The sequence below is a fragment of the Rhodococcus sp. YH1 genome, from assembly GCF_009939605.1.
Lineage (GTDB): Bacteria > Actinomycetota > Actinomycetes > Mycobacteriales > Mycobacteriaceae > Rhodococcus > Rhodococcus aetherivorans.
Window position 1 is genome coordinate 1 of record NZ_WVTE01000047.1, and the last position, 14,344, is coordinate 14,344.

At 71.9% G+C, this 14,344-nt stretch carries 18 protein-coding genes; 10 read left to right on the plus strand and 8 right to left on the minus strand.

The genetic code is table 11. From position 1 onward, the window contains the following. The 5 genes from AIIKEEIJ_RS05155 to mnhG all read left to right on the plus strand — a co-directional run. Positions 1-520 (plus strand): Na(+)/H(+) antiporter subunit C (locus AIIKEEIJ_RS05155; RefSeq protein WP_161995094.1); only part of this gene is annotated, 520 nt, incomplete at its 5' end. After that, complete coding sequence (locus AIIKEEIJ_RS05160; RefSeq protein WP_006932434.1) at positions 517-2,103, plus strand: Na+/H+ antiporter subunit D; 1,587 nt, start codon at positions 517-519, stop codon at positions 2,101-2,103. The genes AIIKEEIJ_RS05155 and AIIKEEIJ_RS05160, both read left to right, overlap by 4 nt. A 41-nt stretch (positions 2,104-2,144) precedes the next feature. Then, positions 2,145-2,645 carry a Na+/H+ antiporter subunit E gene (locus tag AIIKEEIJ_RS05165; protein ID WP_044475672.1) on the plus strand — a complete coding sequence of 167 codons (501 nt, stop codon included), beginning with the start codon at positions 2,145-2,147 and terminating at the stop codon, positions 2,643-2,645. Further along, entirely contained in the window at positions 2,645-2,905 is a 261-nt protein-coding gene (locus tag AIIKEEIJ_RS05170; protein ID WP_006932436.1) for a monovalent cation/H+ antiporter complex subunit F, read from the plus strand. Before AIIKEEIJ_RS05165 ends, AIIKEEIJ_RS05170 begins: the two co-directional genes overlap by 1 nt. Continuing rightward, a complete protein-coding gene (gene mnhG / locus AIIKEEIJ_RS05175; RefSeq protein WP_006932437.1) occupies positions 2,902-3,237 on the plus strand; it encodes a monovalent cation/H(+) antiporter subunit G in 336 nt (111 codons plus the stop codon). The genes AIIKEEIJ_RS05170 and mnhG overlap by 4 nt, the downstream gene beginning before the upstream one ends. Here mnhG and AIIKEEIJ_RS05180 read toward each other — a convergent pair. The 5 genes from AIIKEEIJ_RS05180 to AIIKEEIJ_RS05200 form a co-directional block, all read right to left on the minus strand. Next, positions 3,203-4,519 (minus strand): phosphatase PAP2 family protein, encoded by a 1,317-nt coding sequence (locus AIIKEEIJ_RS05180; protein WP_102799058.1) that lies wholly within the window; start codon positions 4,517-4,519, stop codon positions 3,203-3,205. The two genes, mnhG and AIIKEEIJ_RS05180, sit on opposite strands and share 35 nt — an antisense overlap. Positions 4,520-4,583: 64 nt before the next feature. After that, positions 4,584-5,705, minus strand: a complete 1,122-nt coding sequence (locus AIIKEEIJ_RS05185; RefSeq protein WP_006932439.1) for a glutamate--cysteine ligase — start codon at positions 5,703-5,705, stop codon at positions 4,584-4,586. A gap of 78 nt (positions 5,706-5,783) precedes the next feature. Then, the gene (locus AIIKEEIJ_RS05190) at positions 5,784-6,431 is read right to left on the minus strand and encodes a superoxide dismutase family protein (RefSeq protein ID WP_029545328.1); all 648 of its coding nucleotides are present in this window, start codon (positions 6,429-6,431) and stop codon (positions 5,784-5,786) included. 59 nt (positions 6,432-6,490) lie between these two features. Continuing rightward, positions 6,491-7,039: a LytR C-terminal domain-containing protein gene (locus tag AIIKEEIJ_RS05195; RefSeq protein WP_006938242.1), complete on the minus strand. Its 549-nt coding sequence runs from the start codon at positions 7,037-7,039 to the stop codon at positions 6,491-6,493. A 48-nt stretch (positions 7,040-7,087) separates the two neighbouring features. Beyond that, complete coding sequence (locus tag AIIKEEIJ_RS05200; protein ID WP_006938240.1) at positions 7,088-7,468, minus strand: DUF3263 domain-containing protein; 381 nt, start codon at positions 7,466-7,468, stop codon at positions 7,088-7,090. 134 nt (positions 7,469-7,602) lie between these two features. Here AIIKEEIJ_RS05200 and AIIKEEIJ_RS05205 point away from each other — a divergent pair, with 134 nt between their 5' ends. From AIIKEEIJ_RS05205 to AIIKEEIJ_RS05215, 3 genes are read left to right on the plus strand one after another with little or no spacing between them, the layout of a single operon-like run. After that, the gene (locus AIIKEEIJ_RS05205; protein WP_161995095.1) at positions 7,603-8,202 is read left to right on the plus strand and encodes a peptide deformylase; all 600 of its coding nucleotides are present in this window, start codon (positions 7,603-7,605) and stop codon (positions 8,200-8,202) included. A gap of 7 nt (positions 8,203-8,209) precedes the next feature. Further along, complete coding sequence (locus AIIKEEIJ_RS05210) at positions 8,210-9,178, plus strand: N-acetylglutamate synthase, CG3035 family (protein WP_161995096.1); 969 nt, start codon at positions 8,210-8,212, stop codon at positions 9,176-9,178. Positions 9,179-9,187: 9 nt separating this feature from the next. Beyond that, positions 9,188-9,991, plus strand: coding sequence for an exodeoxyribonuclease III (locus AIIKEEIJ_RS05215; RefSeq protein ID WP_029545336.1), 804 nt, complete (start codon positions 9,188-9,190; stop codon positions 9,989-9,991). A 34-nt stretch (positions 9,992-10,025) separates the two neighbouring features. Here AIIKEEIJ_RS05215 and AIIKEEIJ_RS05220 read toward each other — a convergent pair whose 3' ends face one another. Then, positions 10,026-10,376, minus strand: a complete 351-nt coding sequence (locus AIIKEEIJ_RS05220; protein ID WP_029545338.1) for a GNAT family N-acetyltransferase — start codon at positions 10,374-10,376, stop codon at positions 10,026-10,028. A gap of 325 nt (positions 10,377-10,701) precedes the next feature. Here AIIKEEIJ_RS05220 and thiC point away from each other — a divergent pair, with 325 nt between their 5' ends. Continuing rightward, entirely contained in the window at positions 10,702-12,318 is a 1,617-nt protein-coding gene (gene thiC, locus AIIKEEIJ_RS05225) for a phosphomethylpyrimidine synthase ThiC (protein WP_006938227.1), read from the plus strand. Continuing rightward, a complete protein-coding gene (gene thiD, locus AIIKEEIJ_RS05230; protein WP_006938226.1) occupies positions 12,315-13,157 on the plus strand; it encodes a bifunctional hydroxymethylpyrimidine kinase/phosphomethylpyrimidine kinase in 843 nt (280 codons plus the stop codon). Before thiC ends, thiD begins: the two co-directional genes overlap by 4 nt. Here thiD and AIIKEEIJ_RS05235 read toward each other — a convergent pair. Beyond that, positions 13,129-13,959 (minus strand): adenylate/guanylate cyclase domain-containing protein, encoded by an 831-nt coding sequence (locus tag AIIKEEIJ_RS05235; RefSeq protein WP_072635848.1) that lies wholly within the window; start codon positions 13,957-13,959, stop codon positions 13,129-13,131. The genes thiD and AIIKEEIJ_RS05235 overlap by 29 nt on opposite strands. Beyond that, positions 13,952-14,344, minus strand: a 393-nt coding sequence (locus AIIKEEIJ_RS05240; RefSeq protein WP_161995097.1) for a M28 family peptidase, incomplete at its 5' end; no start/stop codon positions are given. The genes AIIKEEIJ_RS05235 and AIIKEEIJ_RS05240, both read right to left, overlap by 8 nt.

Here is a 14,344-nt window from a genome sequence, read left to right on the forward strand (position 1 = left end):
GCTGCTGGGGTTGCTGCTGATCGGCAACGGCATCAACCTGCTGATCCTCACCCTCGCCGGCCCGGCCGGCGGCCCGCCCGTGGTCGGTGCCCGCAACGACCTGCACGAGAACATGGCCGACCCGCTGGCACAGGCGATGATCCTCACGGCGATCGTCATCACCATGGGCGTGGCCGGCTTCGTGCTGGCGCTCACGTACCGGTCGTTCACGCTCAGTGCCCGCGACGAGCTCGAGAACGACCCCGAGGACACCAAGGTGTCGCAGCGGCGCTCGCCCGCCGAGGCCCCCGACCGCGACCGTTCGGACGATCCGCTCACCGGCCTGCCGAGCCGCAGCGGCGACGCGTTCGACGCGGCCGGCAACCCGATCCCCCTGGAGGAACTCGTCAACCTGGAGGACCTCGAATCCTACGAGGACCTGCACGACGGCGACTTCGACGACGAGACGGATTCGGCCTACAGCGACGGTGAGACGGCCCGCGGGGACGACGCACCGTCCCGGGGAGGAAGGACCCGATGATCCTGTCCGCGACGGCGCTGACCCCGCTGCCCGTCCTCATCCCGATGCTGGCGGCGGCCGCGACGCTGATCCTCGGGCGCCGGCCCCGCGCTCAGCGGGCCGTGACCCTCGTTGCGCTCGTCGCCGTGCTGGTGGTCTCGGGCCTGCTGCTGTACCTCGCCGACCGGGACGGCATCGCGGTCGTGCAGGTCGGCGGATGGGATTCCCCCATCGGGATCTCCCTGGTGGTCGACCGGCTCGCGGCGCTGATGCTGGTGGTGTCGGCGATCGTGCTGCTCGCCGTCATGCTGTACGCGGTCGGACAGGGCATCCACGACGGCAACGACCAGCAGCCCGTGTCGATCTTCCTGCCGACGTACCTGGCACTGACCGCGGGCGTGTGCAACGCATTCCTCGCCGGCGACCTGTTCAACCTCTTCGTCGGGTTCGAGGTGCTGCTCGCGGCGTCGTTCGTGCTGCTCACCCTGGGGGCGAGCGCGGACCGGGTCCGCGCCGGCGTCTCCTACGTGATGGTCTCGATGGTCTCGTCGCTGATCTTCCTGGCCGGCATGGGGTTCGCGTACGCCGCCACCGGCACCCTGAACCTGGCGCAGATGGCGGTGCGGATGGACGACGTGCCGGAGGGCACCCGCGCCGCGATCTTCGGCGTGCTCCTCGTCGCGTTCGGCATCAAGGCGGCGGTGTTCCCGCTGTCGACGTGGCTGCCGGACTCGTACCCCACCGCCCCGGCGCCGGTCACCGCCGTGTTCGCCGGCCTGCTCACGAAGGTCGGCGTCTATGCCATCATCCGGGCGCACACGCTGCTGTTCCCGGGCGGCGAGCTCGACAACGTGCTCCTGGTGGCCGGCCTGCTGACGATGGTGATCGGCATCCTCGGCGCCATCGCCCAGAACGACATCAAGCGCCTGCTGTCGTTCACCCTCGTCAGCCACATCGGCTACATGGTGTTCGGGATCGCCCTCTCGACGCAGGCGGGGTTGTCCGGCGCCGTGTACTACGTCGCCCATCACATCCTGGTCCAGACGACGCTGTTCCTCGTGGTCGGCCTGATCGAGCGGCAGGCCGGCTCGGCGTCGCTGCGGCGGCTCGGCGGACTCGCCCTCGCCAGCCCGGTCCTCGCGATCGCGTTCCTCGTCCCGGCGCTGAACCTCGGGGGCATCCCCCCGTTCTCCGGGTTCATCGGGAAGGTGGCCCTGCTGCAGGCCGGCGCCGCCGACGGATCCGTCCTGGCGTGGGTGCTGGTTGCGGGCGGCACCGTCACGAGCCTCCTCACCCTGTACGTCGTCGCCCGGGTGTGGACCAAGGCCTTCTGGCGGGCCCGCGCCGACGCCCCCGAGGGCGGCCTCGCCGACGCCGCCCCGTCCGCGCTGATCGACGAATCCGGGATGGAGGTCGCCTTCTCGGACCGGGCCGACGTCGGGCGCATGCCCCCGGCAATGCTGGTTCCGACGATCGGTCTCGTCGTCGTCGGCCTGGCCCTGACCGTGTTCGCCGGCCCGCTCGTCGACATCAGCGACCGTGCCGCCGAGAACCTGCGGGATCGGTCCGTCTACATCGAAGCCGTGCTGGGAGGTCAGCCGTGACGAGCCGGTCGAATCTGCTCCGCCTGTTCGTCCTGGGCTGGATGACGCTGGTGTGGGTGCTGTTGTGGGGCACCTTCAGCGCCGCGAACCTGCTCGGCGGGATCGCCGTCGCGGTGATCGTCACAGTGATGCTGCCGCTGCCGCGGGTGCCCGTCGAGGGCCGCCTGCACGTGCTGTCCGCCGTGCGCCTGGCCGCCGTGATCTTCGTGGATACGATGAAGTCCACGGTCTCGGTCGGGTGGCTCGCGATCCGGCCGGCGCCGCCGCCGGTGACCGGTGTGCTGCGGTGCCGGCTCACCATCAAGTCCGACCTGGTGCTCACCCTGTGGGCGGACATCATGAACAACATCCCCGGCACGATGGTCCTCGAGATCGACCAGGCCCGCCGGATCGTCCACGTCCACGTCCTGGACGTGGGCACCGACCGGAAGGTCGCGGACTTCTACCGCTCCGCGCGGCGCATCGAACGCCTGCTGATCTCGACGTTCGAACGCAACAACGAATGGCAGCCCAGCCCCTGGGTCGTCCGGGAGGAGGCGTGATGACGGTGATACTGGCGCTCTCGGGCGCTCTGCTGGTGGTCGCGGCCGCGCTCATCACCTACCGGGTGCTGGCCGGCCCCACCTCGCTGGACCGGCTGATCGCCCTCGACGCACTGCTGGCCATCGCGATGTGCGGGCTCGCCGCGTGGGCGGTGCACAGCCGGGATACGACGATCGTGCCGGCCGTCGTCGCTCTGGCCCTCGTCGGATTCATCGGCTCGGTGTCGGTGGCACGATTCCGGGTGCGTGACGACCAGTGACCACCGTGCTGGAACTCGTCGGCCACGTCCTCATCCTGATCGGCTCGGTCATCTCCCTCACCGCAGCGGTCGGCATCGTGCGCTTCCGCGACACCCTCTCGCGCATGCATCCGGCAACGAAACCGCAGGTGGTCGGCCTGCTGTTCGTGCTCGGCGGCGCGATGCTCATCCTGCGGGGCAACGTCGACATCTGGATGCTGGCGCTGGCGGGCATGTTCATGGTGCTGACCGCTCCCGTCATCGCCCACCGGGTGGGCCGGCTCGCCTACCGGGAGCAGCTCGGCCGCGACGGTCTGCTCAGCGGCGACGAGCAGTCGCCGGACGGGAGCTGACCGCATCCGGCCGGCGATCGCCGTCGGCCGCATGGAACGTGACGTGGAAGGCCACCGCCACCACCACCAGCGAACCGAGCAGGAGGGGCCCGGCGAGCGGTGCGTGCTCCGCCATGAGACCCGGCACGTACCGGTAGGCCGCCAGCTGCGCGGCCAGCACCGCTGTGCCGCCCGCGACGAGGCGGATGCGGAACCAGCCCCAGCCGCGGTCCGGGTCGCGCAGCGCGGCCTCGAGCGTCAGGCACAGCACCGCGCCGGAGACGAGGTCCACGCCGTAGTGGTAGCCGAAGCCCAGCGTGGCGGCGAGGGTGCAGCCGAGCCACCCGGTGCCGAGCAGCCGCAGCCAACCGGGGCCGCCGCGGGTGTGCAGGAACAGCGCCAGCGCCCACGCGGTGTGCAGGCTCGGCATGCAGTTGCGCGGGGTGACCGCGTCGAACGGGATCGGCTGCGGGTCGGGATTCCACGGCACCGCAGCCGGCCAGAAGGTCCCCACCTGCCAGCCCGCGCCGTGGTCGCCGAACGCGAAGATCGGGCCCACCACCGGGAACAGCATGTAGACCAGCGGCCCCACCAGGCCGATGAGCAGGAAGGTGCGCACCAGGTGGTGTGCGGGCCAGGGGCGGCCGCCGCCGACGTTGCGGAGCTGGTACACGGCGACGACGATCGCCGCGACGGGCAGCTCGATGTACACCCAGTGCAGCACCGCGTACACGCCGGGCCCGAGCCATTCGAGAGCCCGGCCCGCCAGCCACGACGGATTGCCCAGGGCGTGGTCGGCGAGCTGGACGTACTCGTCGAGCACGTCCGGCCGGGTCCGTGCGGTCAGTTCGAGCCACGTGTCGCCGATCTTGACCGAGAGCACCAGCAGAACCCCGAGCGCGATGCCGCGCAGCGCACCGCGGCGCGGGCCGCCCTGCAACGCGACCGCGGCGTATCCGGCCAGCAGCACGAGCACGATCGTCGGCCCGTTCCCCACCGTCAGGGGCCCGCCGGTGAGGTACCGCTCGGCCGCGAACGCCCCGTCGAGCAGCACCGCGGCACCGACCGCCACGTACCGCAGGCGCGCGGTCAGGCCCACCATCGCCAGCGCGAGACCGGCCCACGGCACGGACGCCGACTTCGGGATCGCGACGACGTCGCCGACGAGTCCGGGGAGCGGCCCGGGGAACCCGCTGTACCGCGCGACCGCCTCGGCCACGAGGACACCGAGGATCGCGCCGGTCAGAGCGAGGGGAACGAACAGTTGCGGCACATGCGCCGGCTGCGCCTTCGGGCGCTCCACCCCTCGGATCGACACCGGTACATGGTAAACAGCGTGTGAACTGTGCGGGAACGGGGCCGATCGTTCAGGCGCGCAGTTCCTCCACCAGCGAGTCCACCACCGCGACGAGGTCGCCGCCGGTCTGCTCCGCGATCCGGCGCTGCCGCTGGTAGGAGGCTCCCCGCACGGGGATCTGCGCCACCTGGGCGAGTTCGTCCGCACAGCCGAGCCGCGCCGCCGTGGGAGTGAGCTGCTCGAGCAGGTCGTTCAGGTCGTCGGTGACGAGGCGCTCGTGGCACACCGGGTCGAGGATCACCTCGGCCTCGAGGCCGTAGCGGGCGGCGCGCCACTTGTTCTCCTTGACGTGCCACGGCTGCAGGGTGGGCAGCTGCTCGCCCCGCTCGAGCCGCTCGTCGTAGTACACGACGAGCGAGTGCACGAGGGCGACGAGGGCGGCCAGCTCGGCCTTGTTGGTGATGCCGTCGAAGACCCGGACCTCGATGGTGCCCCACCGCGGCGACGGGCGGATGTCCCAGTGCATGCCGCCCGGCTTCGTGATGACCCCGGACTTGAGCTGGTCCTCGATGAAGCTCTCGTACTGGGCCCAGCTCTCGAAGTGGTACGGCAGTCCGGCCGTCGGCAGCTGCTGGAACATCAGGGCACGGTTGCTCGCGTAGCCGGTGTCCACGCCCGCCCAGATCGGTGAGGAGGCCGACAGCGCCAGCATGTGCGGGTACTTCACCAGCAACGCGTTGAGGATCGGGATGACCTTCTCCGCGGACGAGACACCGACGTGGACGTGCACGCCCCAGATGAGCATCTGCCGGCCCCACCAGCGGGTGCGCTCGATCATCTCGTCGTAGTCCGGGGACCGGGTGACGACCTGGTCGGTCCACTGCCCGAACGGATGGGTGCCGGCGCAGATCAGATCCACCCCCGCGGGATCGGCGGCGGTGCGCAGCAGGTCGAGGGATTCGGCCAGGTCGTCGACGGCCTCGGCGACGGTGTCGTGCACGTCGGTGACGAGTTCGACGGTGTTGCGGAGGAACTCCTTGGTGAGCCGCGGGGTCTGCCCGGCGCGCTGCTCGACCGCGTCGAAGACGACTGCGGCGGTGTTCGACAGGTCGCGCGTCTTCTTGTCCACCAGCGCGATCTCCCACTCGACGCCGAGAGTCGGGCGGGGTGAACCGGGAAACGGTACAGGCACGAATCGATCCAACCACAGGGCCCCGGCGACCGTCGCCGGTCGCCGGGGCCCTGCAAGTAGAGTTTCGGGAGGTGGCCGTCAGGAGACGACGCCGCAGGCGAGACGCTCGCCGCCGGCGGTTTCCTGGTGGACGACGACGGACGTGCCGTCCCCGCCCTGCAGGTCGTCGAGGGTGAACGCCTCGGTGGTGACGGTCAGCGATCCGGAGCCGCCCTCGCGCACCACGACCGCACCGAGGTCACCGCTCTCGGGGATGCTGGTGTTGCCGCCGGCCTGCAGGTGCCCGCCCGCGGACAGGAAGTTGCCGGGCTCGCCGCCGGTCGGGGCGGTGGAGTTGGTCTCGCACTTGCCGACCTCGTGGACGTGGACGCCGCGGTAGCCGACCGGCATGCCCTCGAGCTCGACGGTCGCCTCGACGCCTCCGTCGACCTCGGTGAAGGTGACCGTGCCGGCGGCCGCACCGGCCGGGGTCCGCAGCTCGGCGGAGTGCTCCGCGCCGCCGGTGCCGCCCGCCGCGCCCGTCGTGGCCTCCCCCGGGACAGCGCTGCCGCCGTGGGCCTCGTCGGCGCCCTCCGGCGCCGCGGAACCCGTCCACACCGGCGGGGTGGTGCCGGGGGTGTCGCTCGGCTCCTCGCTGTTCGAGCACGCGCTCAGGCCCACCGCAGCGATCGCGACGATCGGGGCCAGGGCACGCCAGGACATGCGACGGGTGGAACTCGAGGCCATCAAACCGCTCCTTCGAAGTGGCGAAAAGTCACCTGATCATAGCCGGGGGGCGGAAGCCCTCACGGCGAGGTGACGATGACGATGACGCCCGGCGACGAGTCCCGGATCCCGGCGAAGCGCGGCTGGGCCGTCACCCCCAGCGCCTCGGCCACCGCCTCCGCGGTCTGCCGCTCCCCCGGGCCCGTGCCGTAGTACACGGACGTGGTTTCGATCACGCCGTCGCTGTAGTTGCCCGTCTCCGCGACGGTGAATCCCTCGTCCTCGAGCAGGCCGGCCGTCTGGGCGGCCAGGCCCGAGACGTTGCTGTTGTTGAGCACCCGCACGGGGGCGGCGGCCCCCGCCGACGTGGTGGCGGAGACCGTCGTCGTGGCCGACGGAGCCGCACCGGGGGCGGTCGTCCTCGCCGACGTCGCGGCGAGCGGCGCCGACGTCGCGGACGTGGTCGCCGGCGCGGCCGCGGGCTCGGTCGTCGGCTCGGGAGCCGGGCTCTCGGAATCGGAGCCTCCGAGCGAGGCGAGACCGAGGCCGGCGAACAGGATGGCGAGAGAGATCAGCACCATCGCGAGCGCTCGCAGCGGCGGACCCGACGATTCCGAGGTTGTGCTCACGCTCTCGACCTTAGTTGCCGCGCCCGCCGGATCACCGTCGTACTCGTACTACTTGGTGATCTCGAAGCCGAGCCGGCGCGCGGCGCGGGCCTTCTGCCGGCTGGCCCGCAGCCGGCGCAACCGCTTGACGAGCATGGGGTCGGCCGCCAGCGCCTCCGGCCGGTCCACCAGCGCGTTGAGGACCTGGTAGTAGCGGGTCGCGGACAGACCGAAGAGTTCCTTGATCGCCTCTTCCTTGGCACCGGCGTACTTCCACCACTGCCGCTCGAAGGCGAGGATGTCGCGCTCCCGGCGAGAGAGACCGTCCGTGCCGGCCTCGTCCGGGCCGGCCGCGGGGTGGTTGTTCTCGGCGTGGTTGTTCTCGGCGTGGTTGCTCCGGTCGGAAACCTGCTCGGATTCGTTACCGATTTGCGCTGCTGCGCCGTCCATCTCACTCCTCGACTGCCTCGAATCACGCCGAGGTCCGATCGGACCCGGGTGTTTCCGAGGGCAATTCAACCACGGTGGTACGACAGGTACCGGCTCAACGGACAGGCGAGTCCTGCCCACTATCCTCTTGCACCATGGCAATACTTCCGATCCGGATCGTCGGTGACCCCGTCCTGCATCACCCGACGAAACCGGTCACCCAGTCGCCGGCCGAACTGGCCCAGCTGATCGCCGACATGTACGAGACGATGGATGCGGCGAACGGCGTCGGTCTCGCCGCCAACCAGGTCGGTGTCGACCTGCGGCTGTTCGTCTACGACTGCCCCGACCTGGACGAGGCCGGCAACGTGGTCCGCCGCCGCGGCGAGGTGATCAACCCGGTGCTCGAGACGTCGGAGATCCCGGAGACGATGCCCGACCCCGACGACGACGTCGAGGGGTGCCTGTCGGTCCCCGGCGAGCAGTTCCCCACCGGGCGCGCCGAGTGGGCGAAGGTCACCGGCACCGACGCCGAGGGCAACCCGATCGAGATCGAGGGCCACGGCTTCTTCGCCCGGATGCTGCAGCACGAGGTCGGCCACCTCGGCGGCTACCTGTACGTCGACAAGCTCATCGGACGCAACGCCCGCGCCGCCAAGAAGACGATCAAGCGGGCGGGGTGGGGCGTGCCCGGCCTCAGCTGGGTGCCCGGGACGGTCGAGGACCCGTTCGGCCACGACGACGACGAGGACTGACGCGCCGGTGACGACCGAGCAGTCCGTACCCGTCGGCACCCGGGTGGTGCTGCGCTACCGGCTGCCCGCCGGCTACAGCCACCCGATGACCGACGTGATCGGCGAGCTGGTCTCCCTCGAACCGGCCGTGGTGGTGCGCACCGCCGGCGGCCGCCTCGTGCAGGTCGCGCCCGAGGCCGTGGTCGCGCTCAAGGCCCTCGGTGCCCGGCCGATCCGCACCGGTGAGATCCGCGCCCTCGAGAACGCCGCGGCCGCCGCCTGGCCCGGGCTGGAACAGGGCTGGATCGACGGCTGGCTCCTGCGGGCCGGCGCCGGCTTCACCGGCCGCGCGAATTCCGCCACCCCGCTCGGCGACCCGGGCACGGTCGCCGACCCCCTCGATCCGGACGTGCACGCCCGGATGCGCGAGTGGTTCGCGGTCCGCGGCCTGCCGCTGCGGCTCCTGCTGCCGGACCGGCTCGCCCGGCTCCCGCACGGGTGGGCACCGAGCGACGAGGTGCAGGTGCTGGCCGCCGACCTCGACAACGTGCCGCTGCCCGGCGTCGCCACCCCCGTGACCGTGAGCGCCGGCCCGGACCCCGGGTGGCTGTCGCTGTACCGCTACCGCGGCGCGCCGATGCCTGCCGAAGGCCGGGCGGTCGTCGAGTCCGTCCGGGGCGGCGTCCTGGGCTTCGGCCGCATCGGCGGCGACACGGAGACCCTGGCGATCGCCCGGGCCGCGGTCACCGACGCCCCCGACGGCCGCCGCTGGGTGGGCCTGACCGCCGTCGAGGTGGCCGCCGCGCACCGCCGGAGCGGCCTCGGCACGCTCGTGTGCGGGGCCCTGCTGCAGTGGGGTCACGACCACGGCGCCACCCACGCATACCTGCAGGTCGCGGCGGGGAACACCGCCGCCCGGGGCCTGTACCGGGCGCTCGGATTCGTCGAGCACCACCGCTACCGGTACGCCACGGAACCTGTCGGTCCGCTCGCCTAGAGTGGGGACGTGCGTCTTGCTACCTGGAACGTGAACTCCGTCCGTGCCCGTACCGACCGGATCCTCGACTGGCTGCAGCGGACGGGCACCGATGTGCTCGCCATGCAGGAGACCAAGTGCAAGGACGAGCAGTTCCCGTACGAGCGGTTCGAAGAACTCGGCTACCGGGTGGCACACGTGGGGCTCTCCCAGTGGAACGGCGTCGCCATCGCCTCCCGCATCGGTCTCGACGACGTGCAGGTCGGGTTCGAGGACCAGCCCGGGTTCACCAAGGACCCGGACGCAGACCCGGCACAGGAGGCCCGGGCGATCGGCGCGACGTGCGGCGGCGTGCGGGTGTGGAGCCTGTACGTGCCCAACGGGCGTGAGCTGGCCGATCCCCACTACGTCTACAAGCTCGAGTGGCTGGCGAAGCTGCGGGCCGACGCACAGGCCTGGCTCGCCGCCGACCCGCAGAAGCAGATCGCGCTCGTCGGTGACTGGAACATCGCTCCCACCGACGAGGACGTGTGGGATCCGGCGTTCTTCGAGGGCCGGACGCACACGTCGGAGCCGGAGCGGGAGGCGTTCCGCGCCTTCCTCGACGGCGGCTTCACCGACGTGGTGCGCCCGCACGCCCCGGGCCCGGGTGTGTACACCTACTGGGACTACACCCAGCTGCGCTTCCCGAAGCGCCAGGGCATGCGCATCGACTTCGTCCTCGGCTCCCCCGCGCTCGCGGCGCGGGTCTCCGGCGCGGAGATCGACCGCAACGAGCGCAAGGGCAAGGGCGCGAGCGACCACGCGCCCGTCGTCGTCGACCTCGCCGACTGAGGCGACCCGGCCGCGGCGGGGCGGAATCCGCGCGTCAGCGACGGCCGGCGGTCGGCTCGAGCGGCAGGACGACGTCCCGGTACTCGGGGTGGGCGGTGAGGAACCGTTGCACGTAGGTGCACACGGGCCGGACCCGCCAGCCACGCTGACGCGCGAGATCCAGGGAGTGGCCCACGAGCACCCCCGCGAGCCCACGGTGCCCGAAGTCCTCGACGATGACGGTGTGCAGGAAATCGACGACGGGATGGTTGCGCCCGGGCACGCCCGAGGGACGATCCGTGTCGAAATACCCGAGGATCCCGACAAGATCCCCGTTGAGGCGTAGCTCGAAGCGGTTCTGATCCTTGTTGTCGGTCACCTCGGTACGCGGCGAGTTGACGAGCATGATCCCCTCCGTGGTGCCGTAACCGAACTGTGACCTACGCCACTATAGAGCATGCAGGGTGTATCCGCCGAGACGTAGGCGGCAAATATCTGCCCTGCCCCCGGCACGGTGCTGCCCTGCCCCCGGCACGGTGCTGCCCTGCCCCGGCACGGTGCTGCCCTGCCACCCCCCGCGCGGTGCCGTCCTGCCCCCGGCACGGTGCTGCGCTATGGTGGCACCGCACATCGCAACCACACGGGAGCTCGCACCAGCGGGCTGAGAGGACGGCTCGGGGCCGTCGACCGTAGAACCTGACCGGGTAATTCCGGCGTAGGGAGATCATCTCGTGAGCACAGCTGTATCCGGCTCGTCCGCGTCCGGCGCGGGCGCCGTCACCACCGGCCCCATCGAGGGCAGCACCAAGCACTACGTCGCCGTGCCCGGGGAACCGGGGATGTCGGTCCCGGTACGCCGGGTCCACCTGACCACCGGCGAGCACCACGACCTGTACGACACGTCCGGGCCGTACACCGAGTCCGACGTCGTGGTCGACCTGGCCGCGGGCCTGCCGGCACTGCGGGCCGGGTGGCCGCGGCACCCGGGCACGCAGCTCGCCGCCGCCCGCGCGGGCGTCGTCACCCCGGAGATGCGCTATTGCGCCGCCCGCGAGGGCGTACCCGCCGAGACGGTCCGCGCCGAGGTCGCCGCCGGCCGGGCCGTGATCCCGGCGAACCACCGCCACCCCGAGCTCGAGCCGATGGTCATCGGCAAGGCGTTCGGGGTGAAGGTCAACGCGAACATCGGCAACAGCGCGGTGACCTCCTCGATCGCCGAGGAGGTCGACAAGATGGTGTGGGCGACCCGGTGGGGGGCCGACACCGTCATGGACCTCTCCACCGGCCCGCGCATCCACGAGACCCGCGAGTGGATCCTGCGCAACTCGCCGGTGCCCGTCGGCACGGTACCGATCTACCAGGCCGTCGAGCAGGCCGGTGGGGATCCGGCCGCGCTGACCTGGGAGATGTACCGCGACACCGTGATCGAACAGTGCGAGCAGGGCGTCGACTACATGACCGTCCACGCCGGGGTGCTGCTGCGGCACATCCCGCTCACCGCGCACCGGGTGACCGGCATCGTCTCGCGCGGCGGCGCCATCATGGCCGCATGGTGCCTGGCGCACCATCGGGAGTCGTTCCTGTACACACACTTCGCCGAGCTGTGCGAGATCCTGCAGCGCTACGACGTGACGATCTCCCTCGGCGACGGCCTGCGTCCCGGCTCCGTCGCCGACGCCAACGACGCCGCCCAGTTCGCCGAGCTGCGCACGCTCGGGGAACTCACCCGCGTCGCGAAGTCGCACGGCGTCCAGGTGCTGATCGAGGGTCCCGGACACGTGCCGATGCACCTGATCGAGGAGAACGTGCGGCTCGAGGAGGAGCTGTGCGAGGAGGCCCCCTTCTACACCCTCGGGCCGCTCACCACCGACATCGCTCCCGCCTACGACCACATCACCTCGGCGATCGGCGCCGCGATGATCGCCCGGGCCGGCACCGCGATGCTCTGCTACGTCACGCCGAAGGAGCACCTGGGCCTGCCCGATCGGGACGACGTCAAGACCGGGGTGATCGCGTACAGGATCGCCGCCCACGCGGCGGATCTCGCCAAGGGCCACCCGCGCGCCCGGGAACGCGACGACGCGCTCTCCCGCGCCCGGTTCGAGTTCCGGTGGCACGACCAGTTCGCGTTGTCCCTCGACCCGGACACCGCCCGCGCGTTCCACGACGAGACGCTGCCGGCGGAGCCGGCCAAGAAGGCCCACTTCTGCTCGATGTGCGGCCCGAAGTTCTGCTCGATGCGGATCTCCGCGGACGTGCGGGCCGGGCTGGCCGGCAAGGCCGCCGAATTCGCCGGCGCGGGTGGCCAGGTCTACGTCCCGATCGAATCGGTAGGGTCGCAGCCGTGAAGCTGCTGCCCCTGGCCCCGAAGGGCCGAACCCCGGTCCGTGCCCTCACCATCGCCGGAACCGACTCGGGTGGCGGGGCCGGCATCCAGGCCGACTCGCGCACCATGGCGATGTGCGGCGTGCACGCCTGCGTCGCCGTCGCGGCCGTGACCGTGCAGAACTCCGTGGGCGTCAGCGGCTTTCACGAGATCCCGCCCGAGACGGTGGCCGCGCAGGTGCGGTGCGTGGTGGAGGACATCGGGGTCTCGGGCGCCAAGACCGGCATGCTCGCCTCCACCGGGATCATCGAGGCGGTCGCCGCGGTGTGCGCGGAGGTCGGCATCGGCCGCGATCGGCCGGTGCCGCTCGTGGTCGACCCGGTGTGCGCGTCGATGCACGGCGATCCCCTGCTGCACGCGGAGGCTCTCGACGCGGTGCGGCACACCCTGATACCGCAGGCCACGGTGGTCACGCCGAACCTCGACGAGGTGCGGCTGATCACCGGCATCGAGGTGGTCGACGACGCCTCCGCGCGACGCGCCGCCGAGGCGCTGCACGGCCTCGGCGCGCAGTGGGCGATCGTCAAGGGCGGGCACCTGCGCACCTCCGACGTCAGCACCGACCTGCTGTTCGACGGGGACCGGTTCCTCGAGTTCACCAGCCCCCGCATCGACACCGGCAACGATCACGGCGGCGGCGACACGCTCGCCGCGGCGATCGCGTCGGCCCTCGCCCACGGGTGGTCGGTGCCCGAGGCCGTGGAGTTCGGCAAGGAGTGGGTCACCCGGTGCCTGGAGTGGTCGTACGACCTCGGCGCCGGGCACGGCCCGGTCAACCCCCTGTGGCGACTGCAGTCCTGATCCGCCAGATCCCGAGTTCGGGCGGTACACCCTTGGGGGCCGACGCGAACAGCCCGCGCCGGTGCGGGCGCACCTCGAGGCCGAGCGTGTCGACGGCACCGGCCGGCAGTGCGTCGAGCGTCGCGGAGGACACCACCACGTGCCCGTTCCCGGCGAGCTCCATCATGCGGGCCGCGACGGTGACGTCGACGCCCAGCCAGTCGCTGCCGATCCGCCGGGGCCGACCGGTGTGCGCGCCGACCCGGATCCGCGGCCGGTAGCCGTCCGCGGTCACCGCCGTCAGGGCGGCGCGGGCCGCGAAGATCGCGTCCAGCGCCCGTTCCGGCCGGTCGAACACCACCATCAGACCGTCGCCGAGCCGCTTGACGACGGTGCCGCCGCGGTCCGTGAACGCCGGCTCCAGCGCCCGGGCGACGCGCCGCAGCAGGTCGAGGGTGGCGACGTCGCCCGCGGCGAGGGACCACGTCGAGAACCCCACGAGGTCGGTGAAGACCACGGTGACCTCCCGGTCGCCGCGGCCGGCGCCGGCGCGTTCGAGCAGCGCCTGCCAGGCCTGCAGCACGCCGAATCCGAGTTCGTGCACCGCGCTCGGTTCGTCGACGTCGCGCCACCGTCCGGCCAGCCGGGCGACGGCCTGCGGCCCGCTGGTCCCGGCGGTGGACAGCGGATCGCCGAACCCGGGATCGCCGGGGAGCGCGCGCCGCAGCCGCCGGGCCAGCCGGACCAGCTCGGGCCGCCGGTCCACGGCCGAGAACCGGTCCGCGAGGCGACGACCGAATCCCGGAGCCGGCGTCTCATCCATCGGAGCGGACCTCGGCGCGCTGCGGCCCGACAGGAACCCCGTCCGGTCCCGTGACGGTCCGCGCATACGTGCCCACCCCGTACCCGACGGCCGACGCGGCGACGCCGAGCGCGGCCCGGTCGATGTTGGCGAGCGTGTCCTGCGGGCTGTGGTAGTTCGGGTCGAACGGCGCGTCGCCGGTGCCGCCCCACTTGCCCGCCTGCTCCGGGGTCTTGCGGTCGTCGGCACCCGAGAACACGCCCCCGGAGGGGATTCCCGCGTCGACGAACGGCCCGTAGTCGGAGCGGCCGTCGAAGTCGGTGCCGTCCGCGGCGACGCCCCGCGACGTCAGGTAGCCCAGGAAGGTGCGCTCGATGCCGGCCGAGCCTTCCGGTCCCGGTCCGGC

Bases quoted from the DNA above. Each gene is read 5' to 3' on its own strand.
- AIIKEEIJ_RS05160 (WP_006932434.1), top strand. From the start codon at position 517: ATGATCCTGTCCGCGACGGCGCTGACCCCGCTGCCCGTCCTCATCCCG.
- AIIKEEIJ_RS05165 (WP_044475672.1), top strand. From the start codon at position 2,145: ATGACGCTGGTGTGGGTGCTGTTGTGGGGCACCTTCAGCGCCGCGAAC.
- AIIKEEIJ_RS05170 (WP_006932436.1), top strand. From the start codon at position 2,645: ATGACGGTGATACTGGCGCTCTCGGGCGCTCTGCTGGTGGTCGCGGCC.
- AIIKEEIJ_RS05190 (WP_029545328.1), bottom strand. From the start codon at position 6,431: ATGGCCTCGAGTTCCACCCGTCGCATGTCCTGGCGTGCCCTGGCCCCG.
- AIIKEEIJ_RS05200 (WP_006938240.1), bottom strand. From the start codon at position 7,468: ATGGACGGCGCAGCAGCGCAAATCGGTAACGAATCCGAGCAGGTTTCC.
- AIIKEEIJ_RS05205 (WP_161995095.1), top strand. From the start codon at position 7,603: ATGGCAATACTTCCGATCCGGATCGTCGGTGACCCCGTCCTGCATCAC.
- AIIKEEIJ_RS05220 (WP_029545338.1), bottom strand. From the start codon at position 10,376: ATGCTCGTCAACTCGCCGCGTACCGAGGTGACCGACAACAAGGATCAG.
- AIIKEEIJ_RS05235 (WP_072635848.1), bottom strand. From the start codon at position 13,959: ATGGATGAGACGCCGGCTCCGGGATTCGGTCGTCGCCTCGCGGACCGG.